At 71.0% G+C, this 19,921-nt stretch carries 17 protein-coding genes; 15 read left to right on the plus strand and 2 right to left on the minus strand.

Going from position 1 to position 19,921, the window contains the following annotated elements:
• Positions 1-10: 10 nt before the first annotated feature.
• Entirely contained in the window at positions 11-1,957 is a 1,947-nt protein-coding gene (locus IPJ17_04055) for a SurA N-terminal domain-containing protein (protein ID QQR74771.1), read from the minus strand.
• A gap of 135 nt (positions 1,958-2,092) precedes the next feature.
• Between IPJ17_04055 and IPJ17_04060 the strand changes: the two genes are divergently transcribed.
• The 9 genes from IPJ17_04060 (at position 2,093) to IPJ17_04100 (ending at position 14,022) form a co-directional block, all read left to right on the plus strand.
• Complete coding sequence (locus tag IPJ17_04060; GenBank protein QQR74772.1) at positions 2,093-3,532, plus strand: FecR domain-containing protein; 1,440 nt, start codon at positions 2,093-2,095, stop codon at positions 3,530-3,532.
• Positions 3,533-3,589: 57 nt separating this feature from the next.
• On the plus strand, positions 3,590-4,615 hold the full coding sequence (locus IPJ17_04065; protein ID QQR74773.1) for a rod shape-determining protein: 1,026 nt from the start codon (positions 3,590-3,592) through the stop codon (positions 4,613-4,615).
• A gap of 32 nt (positions 4,616-4,647) precedes the next feature.
• Positions 4,648-5,493 (plus strand): rod shape-determining protein MreC, encoded by an 846-nt coding sequence (gene mreC / locus IPJ17_04070; GenBank protein QQR74774.1) that lies wholly within the window; start codon positions 4,648-4,650, stop codon positions 5,491-5,493.
• The gene (gene mreD / locus IPJ17_04075; GenBank protein ID QQR74775.1) at positions 5,480-5,992 is read left to right on the plus strand and encodes a rod shape-determining protein MreD; all 513 of its coding nucleotides are present in this window, start codon (positions 5,480-5,482) and stop codon (positions 5,990-5,992) included. Before mreC ends, mreD begins: the two co-directional genes overlap by 14 nt.
• 12 nt (positions 5,993-6,004) lie before the next feature.
• Positions 6,005-7,798: a penicillin-binding protein 2 gene (gene mrdA, locus IPJ17_04080; GenBank protein QQR74776.1), complete on the plus strand. Its 1,794-nt coding sequence runs from the start codon at positions 6,005-6,007 to the stop codon at positions 7,796-7,798.
• A complete protein-coding gene (rodA, locus tag IPJ17_04085) occupies positions 7,752-8,894 on the plus strand; it encodes a rod shape-determining protein RodA (protein QQR74777.1) in 1,143 nt (380 codons plus the stop codon). The genes mrdA and rodA overlap by 47 nt, the downstream gene beginning before the upstream one ends.
• Positions 8,895-8,908: 14 nt before the next feature.
• Positions 8,909-10,411, plus strand: coding sequence for an Rne/Rng family ribonuclease (locus IPJ17_04090; GenBank protein QQR74778.1), 1,503 nt, complete (start codon positions 8,909-8,911; stop codon positions 10,409-10,411).
• Between the two features lie 4 nt (positions 10,412-10,415).
• Positions 10,416-12,638, plus strand: a complete 2,223-nt coding sequence (locus IPJ17_04095) for a hypothetical protein (protein ID QQR74779.1) — start codon at positions 10,416-10,418, stop codon at positions 12,636-12,638.
• Between the two features lie 73 nt (positions 12,639-12,711).
• Positions 12,712-14,022, plus strand: coding sequence for a trypsin-like peptidase domain-containing protein (locus IPJ17_04100; GenBank protein QQR74780.1), 1,311 nt, complete (start codon positions 12,712-12,714; stop codon positions 14,020-14,022).
• 22 nt (positions 14,023-14,044) lie between these two features.
• On the opposite strand, the gene IPJ17_04105 is transcribed toward IPJ17_04100, so the two are convergent.
• Entirely contained in the window at positions 14,045-14,353 is a 309-nt protein-coding gene (locus tag IPJ17_04105; protein QQR74781.1) for a hypothetical protein, read from the minus strand.
• A 62-nt stretch (positions 14,354-14,415) separates the two neighbouring features.
• Between IPJ17_04105 and IPJ17_04110 the strand changes: the two genes are divergently transcribed.
• The 6 genes from IPJ17_04110 to IPJ17_04135 are packed head-to-tail and all read left to right on the plus strand — an operon-like array spanning position 14,416 to position 19,918.
• Positions 14,416-15,234, plus strand: a complete 819-nt coding sequence (locus IPJ17_04110) for an ABC transporter permease (protein QQR74782.1) — start codon at positions 14,416-14,418, stop codon at positions 15,232-15,234.
• Complete coding sequence (locus tag IPJ17_04115) at positions 15,231-16,538, plus strand: ABC transporter ATP-binding protein (protein QQR74783.1); 1,308 nt, start codon at positions 15,231-15,233, stop codon at positions 16,536-16,538. Before IPJ17_04110 ends, IPJ17_04115 begins: the two co-directional genes overlap by 4 nt.
• A complete protein-coding gene (locus IPJ17_04120) occupies positions 16,520-17,812 on the plus strand; it encodes a DUF4147 domain-containing protein (GenBank protein ID QQR74784.1) in 1,293 nt (430 codons plus the stop codon). Before IPJ17_04115 ends, IPJ17_04120 begins: the two co-directional genes overlap by 19 nt.
• Before the next feature lie 25 nt (positions 17,813-17,837).
• Positions 17,838-18,122 carry a DUF3467 domain-containing protein gene (locus IPJ17_04125; GenBank protein ID QQR74785.1) on the plus strand — a complete coding sequence of 95 codons (285 nt, stop codon included), beginning with the start codon at positions 17,838-17,840 and terminating at the stop codon, positions 18,120-18,122.
• Between the two features lie 9 nt (positions 18,123-18,131).
• A complete protein-coding gene (locus IPJ17_04130) occupies positions 18,132-18,776 on the plus strand; it encodes a GWxTD domain-containing protein (GenBank protein ID QQR74786.1) in 645 nt (214 codons plus the stop codon).
• A gap of 14 nt (positions 18,777-18,790) precedes the next feature.
• Positions 18,791-19,918, plus strand: a complete 1,128-nt coding sequence (locus IPJ17_04135; protein ID QQR74787.1) for an FtsX-like permease family protein — start codon at positions 18,791-18,793, stop codon at positions 19,916-19,918.
• The last annotated feature ends 3 nt before the right edge of the window (positions 19,919-19,921 follow it).

The raw sequence follows: 19,921 nt of genomic DNA on the forward strand, positions 1-19,921 counted from the left end.
GTGCTGCCGGTCAGCCCTTGGCCGACAGGTCGCCGAGGCCGAGCTCGTCGACCAACCGCCGGTCGTAGGTGACCTTCAGCTCGAGCTTGCGCTGGGTGATCAGCGAGTCGAGCAGTGCCTGGAATTCGCGCGACTCGAGCTCGGAGCGCTTCTGGGCCTTCTCGGTGGCGAACTTGGCGGGATCGAAGCGGGTCCGCTCGGTGACCTGGAAGAGCACGGCGCCGTTGCCGATCGCCACTGGTCCGCCAACCTGACCCGCGCCGAGCGCCAGGGCTGCCTGAGCCACCGCCTCGCTGCCCGCGAGGCCCTGGATCCCACCGCGCGCGCCGAAGCTGGCGCTCTCGCGGACCTCGGCTCCGAGCTCCTTGGCCGCGTCGTCGAGCGTCTTGCCGGCGGCCATCGCGCCGCGCGCCCGGTCGAGCTCGGCCTTGGCGAGGGCGGCCTGCTTCTCGCGTTCGACGGCGGCGCGGACCTTCGGCTCGACTTCGGCGAGCTGCGGGTCGCGCGCCTCGCGCGATTCGACCAGCCAGAGGACGGCCCAGCCGCGCGGGATCTTGACCGGATCGGAGGCCTTGCCGGCCTGCAAGGCGAACGCTGCGACGGTGAACGGGGTTCCGCGCCCGATGCCCGGCACCGCGTCCTCCTCACCAAACGGTGCGGTGGTCTGCCAGGAGACCACATCGTTGTCGGCCAGAGCGCGCAACGCGTCGGCGGTCGCCACCTTGCCATCCTTGATCCGCTGCGCCAGCTGCTTCGACCGCGCTTCGGCCGCGACCTCGACCCGCTCGGTGGTGAGGCGGTTGCGGATCGCCCCCTCGACCTCGGAGAGCGCCCGCTCACCGGCCGGCTTGCGATCGGTCACCTCGAGCAGGTGGTAGCCGAAGGAGGTGTGGATCGGCCCGATCAACTTGCCGGCGGCGCCGCTGAAGGCGGCGTCCTCGAACTCCTTGATCATCCGGCCGCGGGCGAAGAACCCGAGGTCGCCGCCGCGCGTCTTGCTGCCGGGGTCGTCGGACTTCTCGGCCGCCAGCTTGGCGAAGTCGGCCCCGGCCTCGAGCTGCTTGCGCAGCGCCTCGATCTCGGTGCGCGCCTGGGCGTCACTGCGGTTGTCGCCGACCTGGAGCAGGATGTGACGGGCGCGGACCTGCTCTTCCTGGCGGAACTCCTCGGGATGGTCCTGGTAGTACTTGGCGACTTCGGCCGCGTCGACCTTCACCTGCGCCCGGAGCTTGCCGGAGTCGATCAGGAGGTAGCCCACCGAGCGCTGGGGCGGCAGACGGAACTCGTCGGGATGCGCCGAGAAATAGGCCTGGAGGTCGGCCGGGGTCGCCGGTGCACGGCCCTGGAAGCGCGAGCCCGGGACGAAGGCGTAGCGGATCTTCGCCGTCTCGGCCTGCTCGCGGTAGGCGCGCTCGACCTCGGCGTCGGGGACGTGGAGGGTCTGGGCGAGGATCGCCGAGAGCTTGTTGACCAGGATCTGGTCGCGCACCGTCGCTTCGAACTGCGCCGGCGTGTAGCCCTCCGCCTGCAGCATCTGCTCGTAGTACTCCTGGCCGACGAAGTTGCCCTTGCCGTCGCCGAACGCCGGCACCTGGAGAATCGCCTTGCGGACCTCCTCGTCGCTCACGGCGAGTCCGGCCCGTTCGGCCTCCTGCAGCAGGATCTTCTCGGCCACCACCTGCTCGAGTGCCTGAGCCGGGAGGCGGAACTGCTTGGCGAGCTCGGGGGTGAACCGCTCGCCGAGCGTCTGGCGGTAGCGCTCCTCGAGCTGGCGGTACTGGCGCTGGTATTCGACGTAGCTCACCTGGCGGTTGCCGACGGTGGCGGCGGCGCCCGTCTCGTCGCCGCGCATCCGCGCCCCGCCGAAATCGACGAAGACGAAGCCGACGAAGACGATGATGACGAGCCAGAGAATCCAGCTCAGGTAGCGGAGGTTGTCGCGCAGGATCTTCAGCATGGTTTCGGGCCTCACGGCCCGGAAGAGCGGGCCAGAACGGGCGATGGTAGCAAGCGGAGCGGGCTCTCGGCAAACATGGCCGAACGCCGCCGAATCGCCATGTTATATTGAATGGTTGCATTTGGGAGGCAAACCGTGAGCCCGCCCGTGAAGCCGACGATCCACCGGAAGGACTGGTACACCGTCTCGGTGGATACCCTCCGCGGTTGGGGGATCTTCCTGACCCTCCTGGTCCTCGCCGGCCTGGCGCTGGTCGGTTGGCGGCTCTGGGAGCGGCGGGCGCTCGAGCGCGAGTCGCGAAGCGTGCTCGAGGACGCGTCCCGCCTCGTGGCCCAGGTCCAGGAGGCGCAGGGGAACGCGGCATTCCAGGTCGAATTCGGCGAGGCGTGGCGAAGCCTCGAGGCCGGGCGGGGCGAGCTCGCGGCCGGGCGCTACGGCGAGGCGCTCGCCGCCGGCCGGCGCAGCCGAGCCCTCTCCCAGTCGATTCTCGACGCGCTGCGTGACCGGCGCCTTTCCGGGGAGGCCCAGTTCATCGCCGCCCAGGGTGGGGTGGAGTACCGTCGCGGCGACCGTGGCGAGTGGGAGGAGGCGCGGGCGCGGCTGGTCCTGCATTCCGGGGACTACGTCAAGACCGCCGCCAACGGCTCGGCCGAGATCGTCTTCCTCGACGGAACGCTCTACACCGTGCGCCCCAATACCCTCTTCCTGGTCACGCGAAACCGTTCGGCGACCGGCGAGCCCGGGGAGCAGTCGATTTCGATGCAGTACGGCTGGGTGAACCTGAATACTTCGCAACGCGGCAGCCGCGTCAGCACGCCGCGGGCCGAGGCGCGGGTGGCGCAGCAGTCGGAGGCCGTGGTCGCCTACGACGAGAAGAGCGCCACCGGTCGTTTCGCCGCCTTCCGTGGCTCGGTCGACATCGCTTCGGCGGGTGGGCTCGAACGGCGAGTCGGTGCCTTGCAGCAGGTCGTCCAGACGGGTGACCTGCTCTCCGAGCCGAAGACGCTCCCCGCCGCGCCGCAGCCCGTCCAGCCGGCCGAGAAGCTCGAGGTCAGCATGGATGCGACGCGGAACCTGGCGCTCGGCTGGGAGCCGGTCTCCGGTGCTGCGCGCTACGCCCTGCAGGTCGGGCGCAATCGCCTCTTCGTCGACAACGTCATCGACGTGGATTCGCGGGCCAAGGCCAGTGCCAACCTGGGGCTGCGCGGTCCGGGGAGCTTCCTCTGGCGCGTCGCGGCGATTTCGCGCGACGGCCTTCAGGGGCCCTGGAGCACGCCGCGCACCTTCCGCGTCGTCGCGGCTCGCAACCCCGGCGGCGAGGGCGACCGCATCCCGCCGCCGCTCGAGATCGACGAGGTCCAGTCCTACGGATCGATCTTCATCGTCGGCGGCCGGACCGAGCCGGGGGCGACCGTCATCGTCGACGCCGAGCAGGTGGCGGTGGCGGCCGACGGCTCGTTCACCAAGACCGTCCAGCTCGCCAAGGAGGGCTGGAGCTTCGTCGAGATCAAGGCGCGAGACGTCGCGGGAAACGAAACCGTGCGTCGCCGTCGCGTCTTCGTCGAGAGCTTCTGACCCGCCGATCCTACCGCCCGACTCCCATCGCCCAACTCACTCCGGACAGGACGATTCATGGCCTTCAGCTCCCTGCTGCGCTACTTTTCCAACGACCTCGCGATCGACCTCGGGACCGCCAACACCCTCGTCTATGCCCGCAACAAGGGCATCGTGGTGCGCGAGCCGTCGATCGTCGTGATCAACAAGCTGACCAACCGGATCGAGGCCGTCGGCGCGGAAGCCAAAGAGATGCTGGGACGCACCCCCGGCAACATCGAGGCGATCCGACCGATGAAGGACGGCGTCATCGCCGACTTCGAGGTCACCGAGCGGATGCTCGACTACTTCATCAAGAAGGCGCACGGACGGAAGGTCTACGTCCACCCGCGGATCGTCATCGGCGTGCCGGGGGAGATCACCCAGGTGGAAAAGCGGGCCGTGCGCGACTCCGCCCAGAAGGCGGGTGCCTCCGAGGTCTATCTCGTCGAGCAGGCGATGATGGCAGCGATCGGCGCCGGGCTGCCAATCACCGAGCCTTCGGGCAACATGATCGTCGACATCGGCGGCGGGACGACCGACGTCGCGGTCATCTCGCTCTCGGGCATCGTCTACTCGCGCTCGGTTCGCGTGGCGGGCAACGAGATGGACGAAGCGATCATCCAGTACCTGAAGCGCAAGTACAACCTGCTGATCGGCGAGCGCACCGCCGAGGCGATCAAGTGCGAGATCGGCTCGGCGTGGCCGATGAAGGAGGAGCGATCGATCGAGATCAAGGGTCGCGATCTCGTCGAGGGCGTGCCGAAGACCCTCGCCATCTCGGACGCGGAGATCCGCGAGGCGCTCACCGAGACGGTGAACTCGATCGTCGAGGCGGTGCGCATGGCCCTCGAGCGGACGCCGCCCGAGCTTTCGGCCGACATCATGGACAAGGGGATCGTGCTCTCCGGCGGCGGTGCGCTGCTCCACGGTCTCGATGCCCGCCTGCGTGCCGAGACCGGCCTGCCCGTGGTCCCGGCCGAGGATCCGCTCGCCTGCGTCGTGCTCGGTACCGGGCGCGTGCTCGAAGAGCTCGACCTCCTGCGCAAGGTCTCGATCCGCTGAGCGTTCGCCGAGAGGCGCCCGCAGCCTCCGCGATGAACCCGCGAATCTCCCGGGCCCTGCTCTTCGCCCTGCTCGGCGCGCAGCTCGCCTTGCTCACCTGGCAGGTCCGTCGTCAGGGGGAGCGGCTCGGGCTGCTCGAGGAGCTCTCCCTGCGGGCCCTGGCGCCGGCGGCACGCGGCGTCCAGGCCGTGTCGTCGACGTTCGGCGAGATGGCGGCTCGATCCCGGCAGCGGCGCGAGCTGATCACCGAAAACGAGCAGCTGCAGACCGAGGTCCGGGAGCTCCGGCGGGACCGCCTGCGGCTTCACGCCCTCGAGCGCGAGGTCGACCGCCTCTCGGCGGCGGTGGATTACCAGCGGGCGAGCCCGTACCACCTGCGCATCGCCGAGGTGGTCTTCGCCGACCATTCGGCGCTCCTGAGGACGCTGGTGGTCTTCGCGGGGGCCGGCGGTGCGCGAGCAAATCAGCCGGTGGTCACCGAGGCCGGCCTCGTCGGCCGGGTCCTCTCGGTGGCTGGCGACTACGCGCGGGTTCAGCTCATCACCGACCGGGCCGCCAGCCTCGGCGCCGTGCTCGAGCGCGGGGAGCGACAAGGGGTCCTGCGGGGCGGCGCCGAGGGCCGCCTCGAGCTCGACTTCGTCCCGCGGCAGATCGAGGTCGAGGTCGGCGACCGAGTCCTCACCGCGGGGATCGACGGTGTCTTCCCGCCCGGGCTGCCGATCGGCACGGTGATCGAAGTGACCCCGGGAAGCGAGCTCTTCCATCGCATCGTCGTCGCGCCGGCGGTCGACTTCCGCCGCCTCGATCAAGTCCTGCTGCTCGACTACCAGGCGCCGCCGCGGTCGCTGGTGGAGGCGTCGCGCGATGCGGGTTCTTAGCTTTCTGCTCGCGCTGGCGGTCGCTGCCGGGCTGCACCTTGCCGGCCTGGTGCTGGTGCCCGGATTCCCGCGGCTCGTCGACCTCGTTCTGATCGTCGTCGTCCTGTTCGCCCGCGACGGCCGAGTCTCCACCGCGACGCTCGGCGGCTCGGCGGCGGGTCTGGTCGCCGATGCGCTCGCGGGTGGGCCGTTCGGTCTCCACGGTTTCGCCGACACGCTCGTCGGCTACACCGCGGCGCGGGTCGCCCAGCAGCTCGTGGTTCAGCGCTCGAGCGGCGTCATTCTGGTGTTCACGCTCGCCTCGGCGCTCCAGCAGGCGCTCCTCGCCGCTCTTGCGGTGCTCCTCTTGCCGGCCGCCGAGCTGCCTGCGGCGCCGTGGATGATCGCCAAGGCGGCGTGCACCGGGATCGTCGGCTTGCTTCTGGCTCAGAGCGAGCGCCTGATCGCCGGGCGGATGGCAACCCGCCGGGCCGAGCGGCGGACCGGGCTGCGGGGCTAGGGGACAGCGACCGTGCAAGTCCGCGAGGAGCGCGAGGCGCTGGTCCGCCGGGTGAAGGTGATCGCACGGATCACCGCCCTGGCGCTGCTCGCCCTGGCGGCGAACTACTGGGTGGTCCAGGTCGTTCAGGGCAGCTACTTTCGCGAGCTCGCCGAGAACAACCGGCTGCGCAAGCTCACCTTGAAGGCACCCCGCGGCACGATCTACGACCGGACCGGTCGCGTCCTGGTCGAGAACGCGCCGAGCTACAACCTCACCGTCGACCGTTCGCGCTGGCGCGACCGTGCCTCGAGCCTCGTCTTTGCGGCATCGGCGCTGACCCGCCCGATCGCCGACCTCGAGGTGGTGCTGCGGCGCTACGAGGGGACGCCGCTCTTCGCACCGGTGCTGCTGGCCGAAGGGCTGACCCTCGACCAGGTCGCGCGTTTCGGCGTCGGGCGGCTCGAGCACCCGGAGTTCGAGGTCGAAGTGGGGCACCGGCGGCTCTACCGCCTCGGCACCCAGGGGGCCCACCTGCTCGGCTACCTCGGCGAGGTCACCGACGAGGAGCTGTCGCGCCCGGGAAGCGGTTACCAGTCCGGAGACTGGCTCGGTCGGCGCGGCATCGAGCGGACCTACGACCGGGTGCTGCGCGGCGTCGACGGCGAGCGTGTCGTGGTCGTCGACAGCCGCGGCCAGCTGGTGGCGGAGAACCGGCGGGAGATGGGACGGCCCGGCGAGAGCCTGACACTGACGCTCGATCTCGAGCTGCAGCAGGAGGCCGAGACCTGGATGGCCGAGCAGACGGGGGCGGTCGTCGCTCTCGACCCGACCAATGGCGAGATCCTGGCCCTCGTCTCCTCGCCCTCCTACGATCCGAACCTCTTCGCCCGGCGACTCCTGAAGGAAGACTGGCAGCGCCTGCTCGACGACGAGCGTCACCCGTTGCAGAACCGGGCGATCCAGAACACCTACTCGCCCGGCTCGGTCTTCAAGGTGGTGGTGGCCGCCGCCGGGCTCGCCGAAGGGGTCATCTCGCCGGGCGATCGCGTCTTCTGCGGCGGCGGTGCGACCTACTACGGCCGGCGATTCGCCTGCCACCGCGCCGGCGGGCACGGCTCCGTGGATCTGCGGGCGGCGCTCAAGGGCTCGTGCGACGTCTACTTCTATGCGCTCGGCCAACGGCTCGGCATCGAGCGGATCGCCCGCTACGCGCGACTCTTCGGCCTCGGGCGCCCGACCGGCATCGAGATCGACGGCGAGAAGGCCGGGCTCGTCCCGGACGACGGCTGGAGCCGCGCCGCACGCGGCCATCCCTGGTATGCCGGCGAGACGATCTCGGTGGCCATCGGCCAGGGCCCGCTCCTCGTCACCCCGCTGCAGATCGCCGCCCTCTTCGCGGCGACCGCCAACGGCGGCCACCTCGTTCATCCTCACCTCGTCCGTCACAAGGACGAAGCGGACACGCCTTCGGAGCGGCTTCCGGTCTCCGAGCAGAGCATGGCGACGATTCGCGAAGCGCTCTGGGCGGTGGTCAACGAGCAAGGGACGGGAGCGGCGGCCTTCGTTCCAGGGCTCGACGTGGCCGGCAAGACGGGCACCGTGCAGGTCTCCGCCCGCGGCGCCACGGAAGAGCACGAGGATCTCCCCTGGGAGCTGCGCAATCACGCCTGGTTCGCCTCCTTCGCCCCGGCGCGGGCTCCGCGCCTGGTGGTGGTCGTTTTCATCGAGCACGGCGGCAAGGGCTCGCGAGCCGCCGCCCCGATTGCCAAGGCCCTCTATGAGAAGTACCTCCAGCTATCACTCGGGCAGCTTCGCCCTTCCTGACGAGCGCAGCCCGCTGCGCGCCCTCGCCAGCGTGCGCTGGGGGCTGCTCGCCGCGGCCCTGGCGCTCGCGGCGATCGGCCTGGCGACCGTGCACAGCGCGAGCGTCGAGCTCACGGTCGACTACCTGCCGCGCCAGGCGGCGTTCCTGGGCGTCGGCCTCGTCGCTCTCCTGCTCGCGGCGATGGTCGACTACCACTTCCTGCTCACCTTCGCGGTGCCGTTCTATGCCCTCTCCCAGCTCGGTCTGGTCCTGGTCCTCTTCGTCGGACACCAGGCGGGGGGTGCCCAGGGCTGGTTCCGCATCGGCAGCATCGGGATCCAGCCGTCGGAATTCGCCAAGCTGGCGACCGCATTGATGCTGGCTCGCTACCTCGCCCGGGCGAACACCCGCGAGCTGTCTCTGCGGCAGATCGCCGAGGCGCTGGGGATCGTCGCCCTGCCGATGGGGCTCACGGTGCTCGAGCCCGACATGGGCGGGGCGGCGATGTTCGTGCCGATCGCCGCCGGCATGCTGCTCGTCTGCGGGATTCCGTGGCGGATGCTGGCCGCGGCGGCATTGGTGGTGGTGCTCTCCGGGGCCGTGGCCTGGGGCTTCGCCATGCAGCCGTACCAGAAGCAGCGAGTCCTCACCTTCCTCGATCCGGGCCGCGACCCGAGCGGCGCCGGCTACCAGGCGCGGCAGAGCAAGATCGCGGTGGGCTCCGGAGAGCTCTCGGGCAAGGGCTACATGCAGGGCAGTCAGAGCCAGCTGCGCTTCCTCCCGGCCCGCCACACCGACTTCATCCTTGCCGTGCTTGCCGAGGAGTGGGGCTTCCTCGGTGTGGCCACGGTACTCGGGCTCTACGCCCTCTACATCGGCAACGCCGCGGCGGTGGCCATGCGGGCTCGCGACCGCGCCGGCATCCTGCTCGTCGTCGGCCTGGTCTCCATGGTGGCTTTCCACGTGCTCTACAACTGCTCGATGGTCATCGGACTGCTGCCGATCACCGGGATCCCGCTGCCGTTTCTCTCCTACGGCGGTTCGTTTACCTTGATCATCTGCCTGGCCACCGGGCTCATCCTCAACGTCGACTACCGCCGGTACGTCAACCGGTGAGGGATAATCAGCCCATGGCCCACAAGATGCTCGTCGAGTCGGACCCGTACCAGACCCGCATCGCGGTGCTGGAGGACGACCGGCTGACCGAGATCTTCGTCGAGCGGCACCTGCAGCGCGGGGTCGTCGGCAACGTCTACAAGGGGCGAGTCTCGCGGGTCCTGCCGGGGATGCAGGCGGCGTTCGTCGACATCGGTCTCGAACGTGACGCCTTCCTCTACGTCTCCGACGTCATCGATCACCTCGAGGTGTTCGAGGAGCTCGAGGACGGGGCGAGCGAGGACGTCCAGGCCTCCGCCGGCAACGGGGCGCCGCACACCATCGACGAGCTGCTCAAGGCAGGCCAGGAGATCATCGTTCAGGCCACCAAGGATCCGCTGCCGAACAAGGGCGCGCGGGTCTCGACGCAGATCACCCTGCCGGGTCGCTACCTCGTGATGCTGCCCACCGTCCGCCACCTCGGCGTCTCGCGGCGCATCGAGGAAGAGGCCGAACGCACCCGCCTGCGCGAGCTGATCGACGAGCTCGCCGCCAAGAGCGGCGCCGGTTGGATCGTTCGCACCGCCGGGGAGGGGAAGGGGAGCGAGGAGTTCGAGGCCGACCGGGTCTACCTCTCCGGTCTGTGGAAGCGTATCCGCGAGCGGGCCGAACGCTCCGGCGCGCCGACGCTTCTGCACCAGGATCTCGACCTGGCGCTGCGGGTCGTCCGCGACCTGGTCTCCGCCAACTACTCGGTGATCTGGGTCGATGGCGAGGACACCTACGAGCGGATCGTCGACTTCCTCGACCAGGTCCAGCCGGCGCTCGTCGGGCGGGTCAAGCTCGACCGCCAGGCGGTCGGGCTCTTCGAGCGCTTCGGCATCGAGAGCGAGATCGAGGCGGCGCTCAAGAGCAAGGTCTGGCTGAAATCCGGCGGCTATCTGGTGATCAACCCGACCGAGGCGCTGGTGGCGATCGACGTCAACACCGGGCGGTTCGTCGGGCGCCACAACCTCGAGGACACGGCGTTGCGCACCAACCTCGAGGCGGTCGAAGAGGTGGTGCGGCAGATCCGCCTGCGCGACCTCGGCGGGATCATCGTCCTCGACCTGATCGACATGACCGAGAAGGAGCACCGCGAGCAGGTGTTCGAGGCGCTCGAGCGCGAGTTGCGCAAGGACCGCGCCAAGTACAAGGTGCTGTCGATTTCCGAGTTCGGACTGGTCGAGATCACCCGCAAGCGGAGTCGCACCAACCTCGAGAGGCTGCTCACCCAGCCCTGCCCGTATTGCGGCGGCGGCGGCCGGGTCAAGTCGGTGACCACGCTCTGTCTCGCGCTGCGGCGCGAGGCGCTGAAGCTGCGGGGAACGCTCACCTCGCGCGAGCTGCTGCTGCGCGTTCACCCCGAGGTGGCGCGGGCGCTGCAAAAGGAAGAGCACGCGGTGGTCGAAGAGCTCGAACGCGCCCTCGCCGTGGCGATCCTGCTCCAGGGCGACCCGAAGCTGCATCACGAGAGCTTCGACATCCTCGAGGTTTGAGCGCTTGGGCGGCGAGGTTAGCCCGCGCGTCGACCCGGCAGGCGCGGCCCCGGCATTTCGTTCCTTCGCCACCGCCGACTGGCGAGGCGAAGCGACGACGCGACTCGATGCGGCGAGCCTTGCCGGCGAAGCCTGCCGGCTCGCCGATCCGGCGTGCGCCACCCGCACCCTGCACTGGGGTCGCAACTACCTCTACGTCACGACGCTGGAGCTCCCGGAGGGCGCGGTCGAGGTCGTCGTCAAGCAGTTCCGCCATGACGGGAGGCGTGCCCAGCTCGACCGGCGGCTGAAAGGCAGCAAGGCGGAGCGCAGCTTCCGGGCCGCGGTGGCGCTCGCTGCGGCCGGCATCCCGACGCCCGAGCCGCTGCTGCTCGTCGAGTCCACCCGGCCGAACGGTCCGTCGTTCTTCGTCTGCCGCCTCGCGAGCGGCGGGCTCGAAGCGCGCTACTACTTCCGCGCGCTGCTCGCCGGCCGCGAGGCCGAGGAATATCCCGCGGTCGCACCCGAAGCGCTGGTCGACGCCATCGCGCACCTGTTGCGCCGGCTCCACGCCGTTCCCTGCTGGCACCGCGACGTCTCGATCGGCAACTTGCTCATCACCCCGGGGGCGTCGCCGTCCGAGGCGCCGCACCTCGTGCTGCTCGACCTCAACCGCTGTCGGCTCAGTCGGCCGCTTTCGACGAGCGAGCGCACCCGCGACCTCTGCCGGCTTCCGCTGCTCCGTCCGGATCTCCAGGCGCGCCTGCTGCAGGCCTATTGGCAGGGCGACCTGACGGCAGCACGTCGAGCGCTCTACCGGCTCGATCAGCGCCTCTTTCTGGCCCGCCATCGGATCAAGCCGGCGTTGCGGGCGCTCGGCTCGCGCCTGCGTGGGCTGCTCGCCGGCCGGACCGTCCACCCCCACATCCCACTGCCGCCCGTGGGAGCACGGGTCCAGGACCGGGCCGTGTGGGATCCCCTCTCCGATCAACCGCACCTGCATGCGGGGCGCTCCGGCCGGGCCCTGGTGCGGCTGCAGGCCGCGCCGACCCACCTGCGCGCGCTCGCTGCGGCGACGGTCGGGCTGGTCCGGGCGAGAGGGCGGTATCGCGAGCTGCTCGACGGCGCCTTCCGGCAGCCCGGGTCGATCGACGGGCTCGGCGTCGCGCTGCGGCCCTGGCCGCAAGATCCGCCGGCGCTGCTCACCGCCGTCGACGAGCTCGGCGTCCGGCGGTTCCTCCTCCGTCTCCATCCCTGGGCCGAGCGGCACGACGACGAGGAGGCGCTCGCCCGAGAGCTCGCGGCACGCGGTTGCGAGCTGGCGTTCGCGCTCCCGCAGACGCGCGAGCTGGTGCGCGACCGCCCCCGCTGGCGCGCCGCGGTCGCCGAGCTCGCGGAACGCTTCTCGCCCTTCGGCCGTCACTTCCAGGTCGGGCAGGCGATCAACCGCAGCAAGTGGGGCGTCTGGACGCCGGCAGAGTACCTCGGCCTCGCCGCCGACGCGGCGGAGATCCTCCGGCAACACCCCGGCGTCGAGATCCTGGGCCCGGCGGTGATCGACTTCGAGCCGCATGCGCTCGCCGCCGTGCTCGGGCTCGGTGGCCCGGAGCTGCGCTTCGACGCGGTCTCGGCGCTCCTCTACGTCGACCGCCGCGGTGCGCCGGAGAACCACCAGCTCGGCTTCGACACGCTCGGCAAACTGGCGCTCTTTCGTGCCCTCGCCGCGACCTCGCGGCGCGGGGCCGATCGCCTCTGGGTCACCGAGGTGAACTGGCCGTTGCGCGAAGGACCACACTCGCCGGCTGGAAGGAAAGTCGCCGTCGACGAAGCGACGCAGGCCGACTATCTCGCGCGCTACGCGCTCCTCGCCCTGGGCAGCGGCCTGGCCGAGCGCGTCTACTGGTGGCAGCTCGTCGCCAAAGGCTATGGTCTCATCGACCCGCAGCCCGACGGCACCCTGCGTCGCCGGCCGGCGTTCGCCGCCCTTCGCGGGCTGCGGGCTCACCTCGCCGACGCCACGGTGGTAGGCCGACGCCCCGCGCCGCCGGGAACCTGGTGGCTCGAGGTGCGGACGCGCGCCGGGGAGGCGCGCCTGCTGGGCTGGAGCACGGTCGGTCGGCTCGCCGCCGTGCCGCCGGCCGGGCTCGGCACGATCCGTGAGATCGCCGCGCTCGGTGGGGGGGCGCCGGCACCGGAGGCGGCGGCGCCGATTCTCGACGCGACGGTGCGCCTCTTCGCGGTCGACTGACGGGCGCGCTGCGCGGGGAGGCGGCACGGGTTTCGCATCGGATGCGAAGCCCGAAAGGAGTGAGAACCCGCCCATGCTCCGAACCCCCCGGTCGCGATCGCTACTCGTCCTCTTCCTCGTGTCGCTTCCCGCCCTTGCCGCTTCGGCGCCCCCGCCGCCCGGCGACCCGCGGCGCACGCCGGTGGTCGAAGTCGTCGATCGTGTCTCGCCGGCTGTGGTCAACATCGCCGCCGAGTCGATCGTCCGCGAGGTCGATCCGTTCTTCGGTCGCTTCTTCGGCGGCACCTCGCGCCGCGCCCAGTCGCTCGGCTCGGGTCTCATCGTCGACGCCAAAGGGCTCGTGGTCACCAATGCCCATGTCATCGAGGGGGCCTCGCGGATCGTCGTGACGACGCTCGACGGGCGCGAGCTCGAGGCCGATGTTCTCGGCTCGGACCGGGGTGCCGATCTGGCGCTGCTCAAGGTGCCAGGCAACGGGCTGCCGGCGACGCCGCTCGGTCGCAGCGGCGACCTGTTGATCGGCGAGACGGTGGTGGCGATCGGCAACCCGTTCGGTCTCTCGCACACCGTGACCACCGGCGTGCTCTCGGCACGGGGGCGTTCGGTGCCCGCCGAGAGCGGCGAGCTCGTCTACACCGACTTCCTGCAGACCGATGCCTCGATCAACCCCGGCAACTCCGGCGGGCCCCTGGTCAATCTGGCGGGCGACGTCGTCGGGATCAACACGGCGATCGTCCAGGGGGCCAACAGCATCGGGTTCGCGATTCCGGCCGATCGAGCGCGCCGCGTGGTCGAGGACCTGCTGCGCTTCGGCGAGCTGCAGCCGCTCTGGACCGGAATGCGGCTGCTGACGGTCGATCCGGAGCTGGCGCGTCGCGAGGGCTTCGCCGCCACCCGCGGCGCCTACGTCGACAAGGTCTTCGCCGGCTCGCCGGCGCTCGAGGCGGGGCTCTCCGAAGGCGACATCGTCGTCGCGGCGGCAGGCAAGCCGGTCGTCCTGCGCGAGGACGTCGCCACCGCCTTCACCACGGCCGGGCCGGATGTGCCGCTCGATCTCGAAGTGCGACGGGGCGAAAGCACCTTGCACAAGCGGCTCGCCGCCGCCCGTCCGGCGAGGCAGCTCGGACGGAGACTGCTCGTCGAGCTCGTGGGGCTCGAGGTCGAGACGCGGGCGAAGGCCCTCGTCGTCTCCGCCGTCTCGCCGCGCTCCGCCGCGGCGCGCCGCGGGCTCGAGGTCGGCGACCAGATCCTCTCGGCCAACGGGCAGCGGCTCGAGGACCCCGAGTCGCTCGACCGCGAGGTCCTCCGCGCCATCGAGCGCGGTGGCCTGCTGCTGGTCGTCGGCCGCGGCCGCTACGCCTACAACCTGTCGTTCCCGATGTGACGGGCGCGGAGCGGCCGGCGGCTCAGTCGAGATCGAACGGCCGCGCCGGTGGGCCGGATTCGGGCTCTTCTTCGGCGCGCTTCATCGCCTCGCGGAACTTCTCCTCGAGCAGGCGGTCGCGATCGGCGAGCGCGGCCTTCTCGCGTTCGAAGAGCTGCTCGGCGCGCTCCTTCTGCTCGCCGAGACCGGCGAGCAGCGAATCGAAGTCCTTGCCGCCGGCAAGCGGCTCACGCGCCTTCTTGTGCGAGAGGACCTCGCCGGTCGCCGCGTCGACCACCAGATCGCAGGCGCATTCGGGGCAACGCACGTGGAGTCGTCCGGGGGCGCTCATGGAGCGGATGATAGTGCAGCGCGGCGACCGACCCCCGAGCTCGACCGGAGGCACGGGTTAGAATGCCCCGGACTCTTTCGCCGATGCTGAGCGCCGCCCGCACGCTTTTCGAGCACCGCGCCCTTCTGCTGACGCTGACGGCGCGCGAGATCAAGGCGCGCTATCGCGGCTCGGCGCTCGGATTCCTCTGGTCACTCGTCAACCCGCTGCTGCTTCTGGCGGTCTACTCGTTCGTCTTCAGTGTCGTCCTGCAGCAGCGGGCGGCGGTCGAGCCGTATGCGCTCTTCCTGCTCTGCGGTCTCTTCCCCTGGATCTGGTTTGCCACCTCGCTGACCGAAGGGACGGTCTCGCTGCTCGCCAACGCCGGGCTCATCCGGCGAGCCGTCTTCCCCATCGAGCTTCTGCCGGCCGTCGCGGTGGCGGCGAATTTCGTCCACTTCCTCTTCGCGCTGCCGGTGTTGGTGGCCGGGCTCGCGGTCGGTCGGGTGCTCGGCTATCCGGTGGGGGGGTGGAGCTCCCTGGCGCTGCCGGCGATCGCCCTGCTGCAGCTCGTGCTGACCTGCGGGCTCGCGCTCGGCCTCGCGGCGCTGCACGTCCACTTCAAGGACGTCAAGGACATCCTGGCCAATCTGCTGACCCTGTTCTTCTTCCTCACGCCGGTGCTCTACCCGATGGCGGCGGTGGCGCATCCGGCGCTGCGCGCGATCGTGCGTCTCTCGCCGATGGCGCCCTTCGTCCTGGCGTACCAGCAGTCGCTTTTCGCGGGACAGGTCCCGTCCGCCTCGCTCTGGCTGCAGATGGCCCTCGTCGCGCTCTGCGGGTGGCTCGTCGGTGCCGGGCTGTTTGCGCGGCTGCGCGAGACGTTGGTGGAGGCCGCATGAGCACCCCGGCGGTCGTCGTCGAGGGGATGAGCAAGCTCTACCGGCGCGTCGGACCGGGGCATCGTCTGCGCACGCTCAAGAGCGCCCTGCTCGACCGCTCGCTGGTCGGCAACCTGCCGCCCGGCGAGGCGATTCCGGCGCTCACCGACCTGAACTTCACGGTCGAGAAGGGAGAGGCCTTCGGCGTCGTCGGCTCGAACGGCTCGGGCAAGTCGACGCTGCTCAAGCTCCTGGCCGGCATCCTCCGGCCGACGACCGGGCGGCTGGTCGTCGACGGCCGCGTCGCCGCGCTCATCGAGCTCGGCGCCGGGTTCCATCCGGAGATCTCCGGGCGCGAGAACGTCTTCATCAACGGCGCCGTGCTCGGGTTGCCGAAGCGCGAGATCGAGCGCCGCTACGAGAGCATCGTCGAGTTCTCGGGCCTCGCCGACTTCATGGAGGAGCCGGTCAAGAACTACTCCTCGGGGATGTACGTGCGGCTCGGTTTCGCCGTGGCGATTCACACCGACCCCGACGTGCTGCTGGTCGACGAGGTCCTGGCGGTCGGCGACGAGGCGTTCGCCCATCGCTGCCTGCGGCGCATCGACGAGCTGCTCGCCGAGGGGCGCACGGTGCTCTTCGTGAGCCATTCGCTCGGCCTGGTGGAAGACCTGTGCGACCGCGTGTTGTGGATCGAGCGCGGTCACCAGCGGGCGCTCGGCCCGCCGCGCTTCGTCGTCGACGCCTACCGTCAGGCGGTGGCCGAGGAGGAGAGCCGCGGGCATCGCGAAGCCAAGGAGAAGCGGGAGTCGGAAGAGCGCGGCGAGACAGAGCCGGCCACCGCGGAGCTCGCCGTCGAGCCGGCGGGCGAGGTTCTGCGCTGGGGATCGGGAGCGGCGCAGATCGAGTCGGTGCGCCTGCTCGGCGGCGACGGCGGCGAGCGCTACCACTTCGCCACCGGCGAGGACCTCGTCGTCGAGATCTCGGCGGTGGCGCGCGAGGCGCTCGACGACTTCGTCTTCGGCGTCGCCCTGTCCACGCCGCGCGGCGTCGAATGCTGGGGGACGAACACCGACCTCGAGGGGTTCGCCGCCGAGCGTTTTGCCGGCCCCGCCACGGTCCGCCTGGTTTGTCCGGGGTTGCGCCTCGCCCCCGGGGAGTACCTGCTCGACGTGGCGGTGCACGCGCGCAACGGAGCGCCGTACGACTATCGCCGCAAGCTCCTCTCCTTCTCCGTCACCGCCCCTCACGGCGGCATCGGGGTCTACTTTCCCGAGCACGCCTGGGAGTTCGCCGGCGGCGTCGCGTGGCAGCAGCGCGGCTGACCGCGACCGTTGCTCACCCGCTGGCGGGCCTGGCGCTGGAGCTGGCGCGCGCGGGCCTCGCGGCGGTCGACCCGCAGCGACTCGTCCGCGCCGAGCTCGAGCAGCGTCCCGTCGACGCGACGGCGTTGCTGGCGCTCGGCAAGGCGGCCGCGGCGATGGCCGCCGGCGTCGAGCCGCGCGGCCGGCCGGCCCTCCTCGTGCGACCGCGCTCGTCGCCCGCTCTCGGGGGAGCGGGATGGGAGGAGATCGAAGGCGGGCACCCCGTGCCGGACGCGACGAGTCTCGTCGCGGGACGGCGGGTGCATGCGTTCGCTTCGGCTCTCGGGCCGGGCGAGCGTCTGCTCGTGCTGCTTTCGGGGGGGGCTTCGGCCTGCCTCGAGCGTCCGGCCGCCGGCTTGTCGCTCGCCGATCTCGCGGCGACGAATCGAGCGCTCCTCGCCTCGGGGCGGGCGATCGACGAGGTCAACGCCGTCCGCAAGCACCTCTCGACGATCAAGGGGGGTGGCCTGCTGCGTGCCACCTCGGCCCGTGTCGTCGTTCTGCTGCTCTCCGATGTGCCCGGTGACGATCCGGCGACGGTGGCTTCGGGTCCGTTCGCGGCCGATCCGACGACCTTCGCCGACGCGCTCGCCGCGGTCGACGGACTGGAGATCCCACTCGCGGTGCGACGCCACCTCGAGGCGGGGGCGCGCGGCGAGCGACGCGAGACGCTCGGGGCGCATGCCCCGGAGCTGGTGCGCGTCGAGCACCGACTCCTCGCGGGCCGGGCGGCGGCCGCAGACGCCGCGGCGGCGGCGGCGGCAGCACAGGGCATCGCCGTCACGCGTGTGCTGCTGACCGGCGACGCCGAGACCGCGGCGGTCCATCTGGTCGAAGCCGGGCGACGACTCGCCGGCGAGCGGGTCGCTCTGGTGGCGAGCGGCGAGACGACGGTCGAGCTGGGGGAGAGCCCGGGCATCGGCGGGCGCAACCAGCAGCTTGCGTTGGCCGCCGCGCAGGAGCTCGCCGGCGCGAGCGGCGAGCTCCTGCTCGCTCTCGCCACCGACGGCGTCGACGGAGCCAGCCCGGCGGCGGGCGCGATCGTCGACGGCACGACCTGGGCCAGGATCGTCGCCGCGGGAATCGACCCGCGAGTCGCACTGGCCGGGCGCAACGCGACGCCGGCGCTCTCCGCGGCCGACGCGCTGCTCGCCGGCGGGGCGAGCGGAACGAACGTCGCCGATCTCGTCGTCTATCTCCGCGACCGCAGGCAGGCGACCGGTGGGTTACGATGAGCCGACGGGTGGAGGAGAGTCGACGATGAGTGAGGCCGGGTCCGCCGAACTGCCGATCAAGATCGGCGACGAAGAGCTCAAGGGGCGCTACGCGAATCTGCTCCGCATCGCTCACACGCGGGAGGAGTTCGTTCTCGACTTCATCCACCTCGTGCCGCCGCAGGGCGTGGTAACCGCGCGGGTGGTCACCAGTCCGCCGCATCTGAAGCGAATCGTCCGGGCGCTTGCCGCGAACCTGGCACGCTACGAGGAGGCGTTCGGCGTGATCCCCGAGGCTCCGGGTCCCGAGCTGCCCCCCGACGCCAACTGAAGAACGGACATGCGCGACCCCTCCTGGCCGCTCCGTGCGCCGGCGAGGCTGGCGCTCGCGCTCGTCGCCGCCAGTCTTGCCGGCGCCTGCGCGTCCTCGCGCGCACCGACGCTACCCACCGAAGCGGCGGCCTGGGCCGAAGGTCCGGTGCGTTGGCTGCTTCTGCCCGAGGAGCGACGCGAGCTCGGCCGCTTGCGCTCGACGAGCGAGCTCGCGACCTTTCGCGAGCAGTTCTGGCGCCGCCGTGACCCGACACCCGAGGACCCGGAGAACCCGGCCCAGGCGATCTTCCTCGAGCGCGTCGAGATCGCCGACCGTCTCTACGACGAGGGCGACCTCGACGGCAGCCGGAGCGACCGGGGGCGTGCCTTCCTGTTGCTGGGCCCGCCGAGCCGCCTGCGCCTGACGCGTCGTGACGATCCGCTGGCGGGCTCCGGGGGCGGAAAGCCGGACCGCGTCGCGCGCGTCGAGAGCTGGGGCTGGGTGGCAGAGGACCTCGATCCGGCGTTGCGCGCCCGCCTCCCGGCGCCGGGCGAAGGCGGTGAATGGCGGGTGACGTTCCTGCGCGAGCGCGACCGCGCGCGACTGATCGCGGGCCAGGCGTTGCTCGAGGCGGCGGCGCGCGGGTGGGTGCGAGCGGAGGCCGAGCGGTAACGCGCGGCGGCTCGATGGTCTCGGTCGCCCGCAAGAACCTGCTGCACGACCGGCTGCGCTTTGCCATCGCGGTCACCGGCATCGTCTTCGCGGTGGTGCTCATCACCATCCAGGCCGGGATGTTCCTGCGCTTTCTCACCAACGCCTCGGTGGTCATCGACCACATCGACGTCGATCTCTGGGTGACCTCGAAGGACCTCAAGAACTACGACTTCGGCCGGCCGAACGACCGGCGGAAGCTCTTTCAGGTGCGCTCGGTCGACGGTGTCGCCTGGGCCGAGGAGCTGGTGCTCGCCTTCTCCTCCTGGCAGCGGCCCGACGGCGGCCAGGAGTCGATCGAGGTGGTCGGCTACGACCCGCGCTCGCGGATCGGCGCACCCTGGGACGTGGTCGTCGGCGATCCAGGAGCGGTGCGCGGCTTCGACGGCGTGCTGGTCGACGAGCGCGACACGGCACGCCTCGGTCGACCGCGTCTCGGCGAGCGCATCGACATCCGGGGGCACCGGGCGCGGGTCATCGGGTTCACGCGCGGCGCGAAGAACTTCACACAGAGCCCCTACGTCTTCACCAGCCTCGAGAACGCCCGCCGCTTCACCTTCTTCGTCGGCCGCGACCAGGTCACCTACATCCTGGTCAAAGTGGCGCCCGGGGTCGACGTCCGTTCGGTGCAGCGGGCCATCCGCCGGACCGTGCCGTTCGTCGACGTGCACACGGCGCGCGAGTTCTCGAACCTCTCGCGCCGCTACTGGATGGTGCTGACCGGCGCCGGCGTGGCGCTTCTGGCCTCGATGCTGATGGCGCTCGCGATCGGCACGATCATCGTCGCCCAGACGATCTACGCGTCGACGCTCGAGCACCTCAAGGAGTTCGGCACCCTGAAGGCGATCGGGGCGAGCGACGGCTTCCTCTACCGGATCGTGCTCGAGCAGGGGTTGCTGGCCGCGCTCGTCGGCTATGTCGCCGGCATGGCGGTCGCCTGGGGGGTGGTGCGCCTGCTCGCCCGTGGGGGACTCGACGTGCTGCTGCCGCCGTGGATGATCGCCGGGATCTTCGTGCTCACGCTCGCCATGTGTGCCGGGAGCTCGGTGGTCTCCATCTATCGCCTGACGCGCCTCGACCCGGCGCAGGTCTTCAAGAGCTGAGCG

This window comes from Holophagales bacterium (assembly GCA_016699405.1).
Classification (GTDB): Bacteria; Acidobacteriota; Thermoanaerobaculia; order Multivoradales; family JAGPDF01; genus JAAYLR01.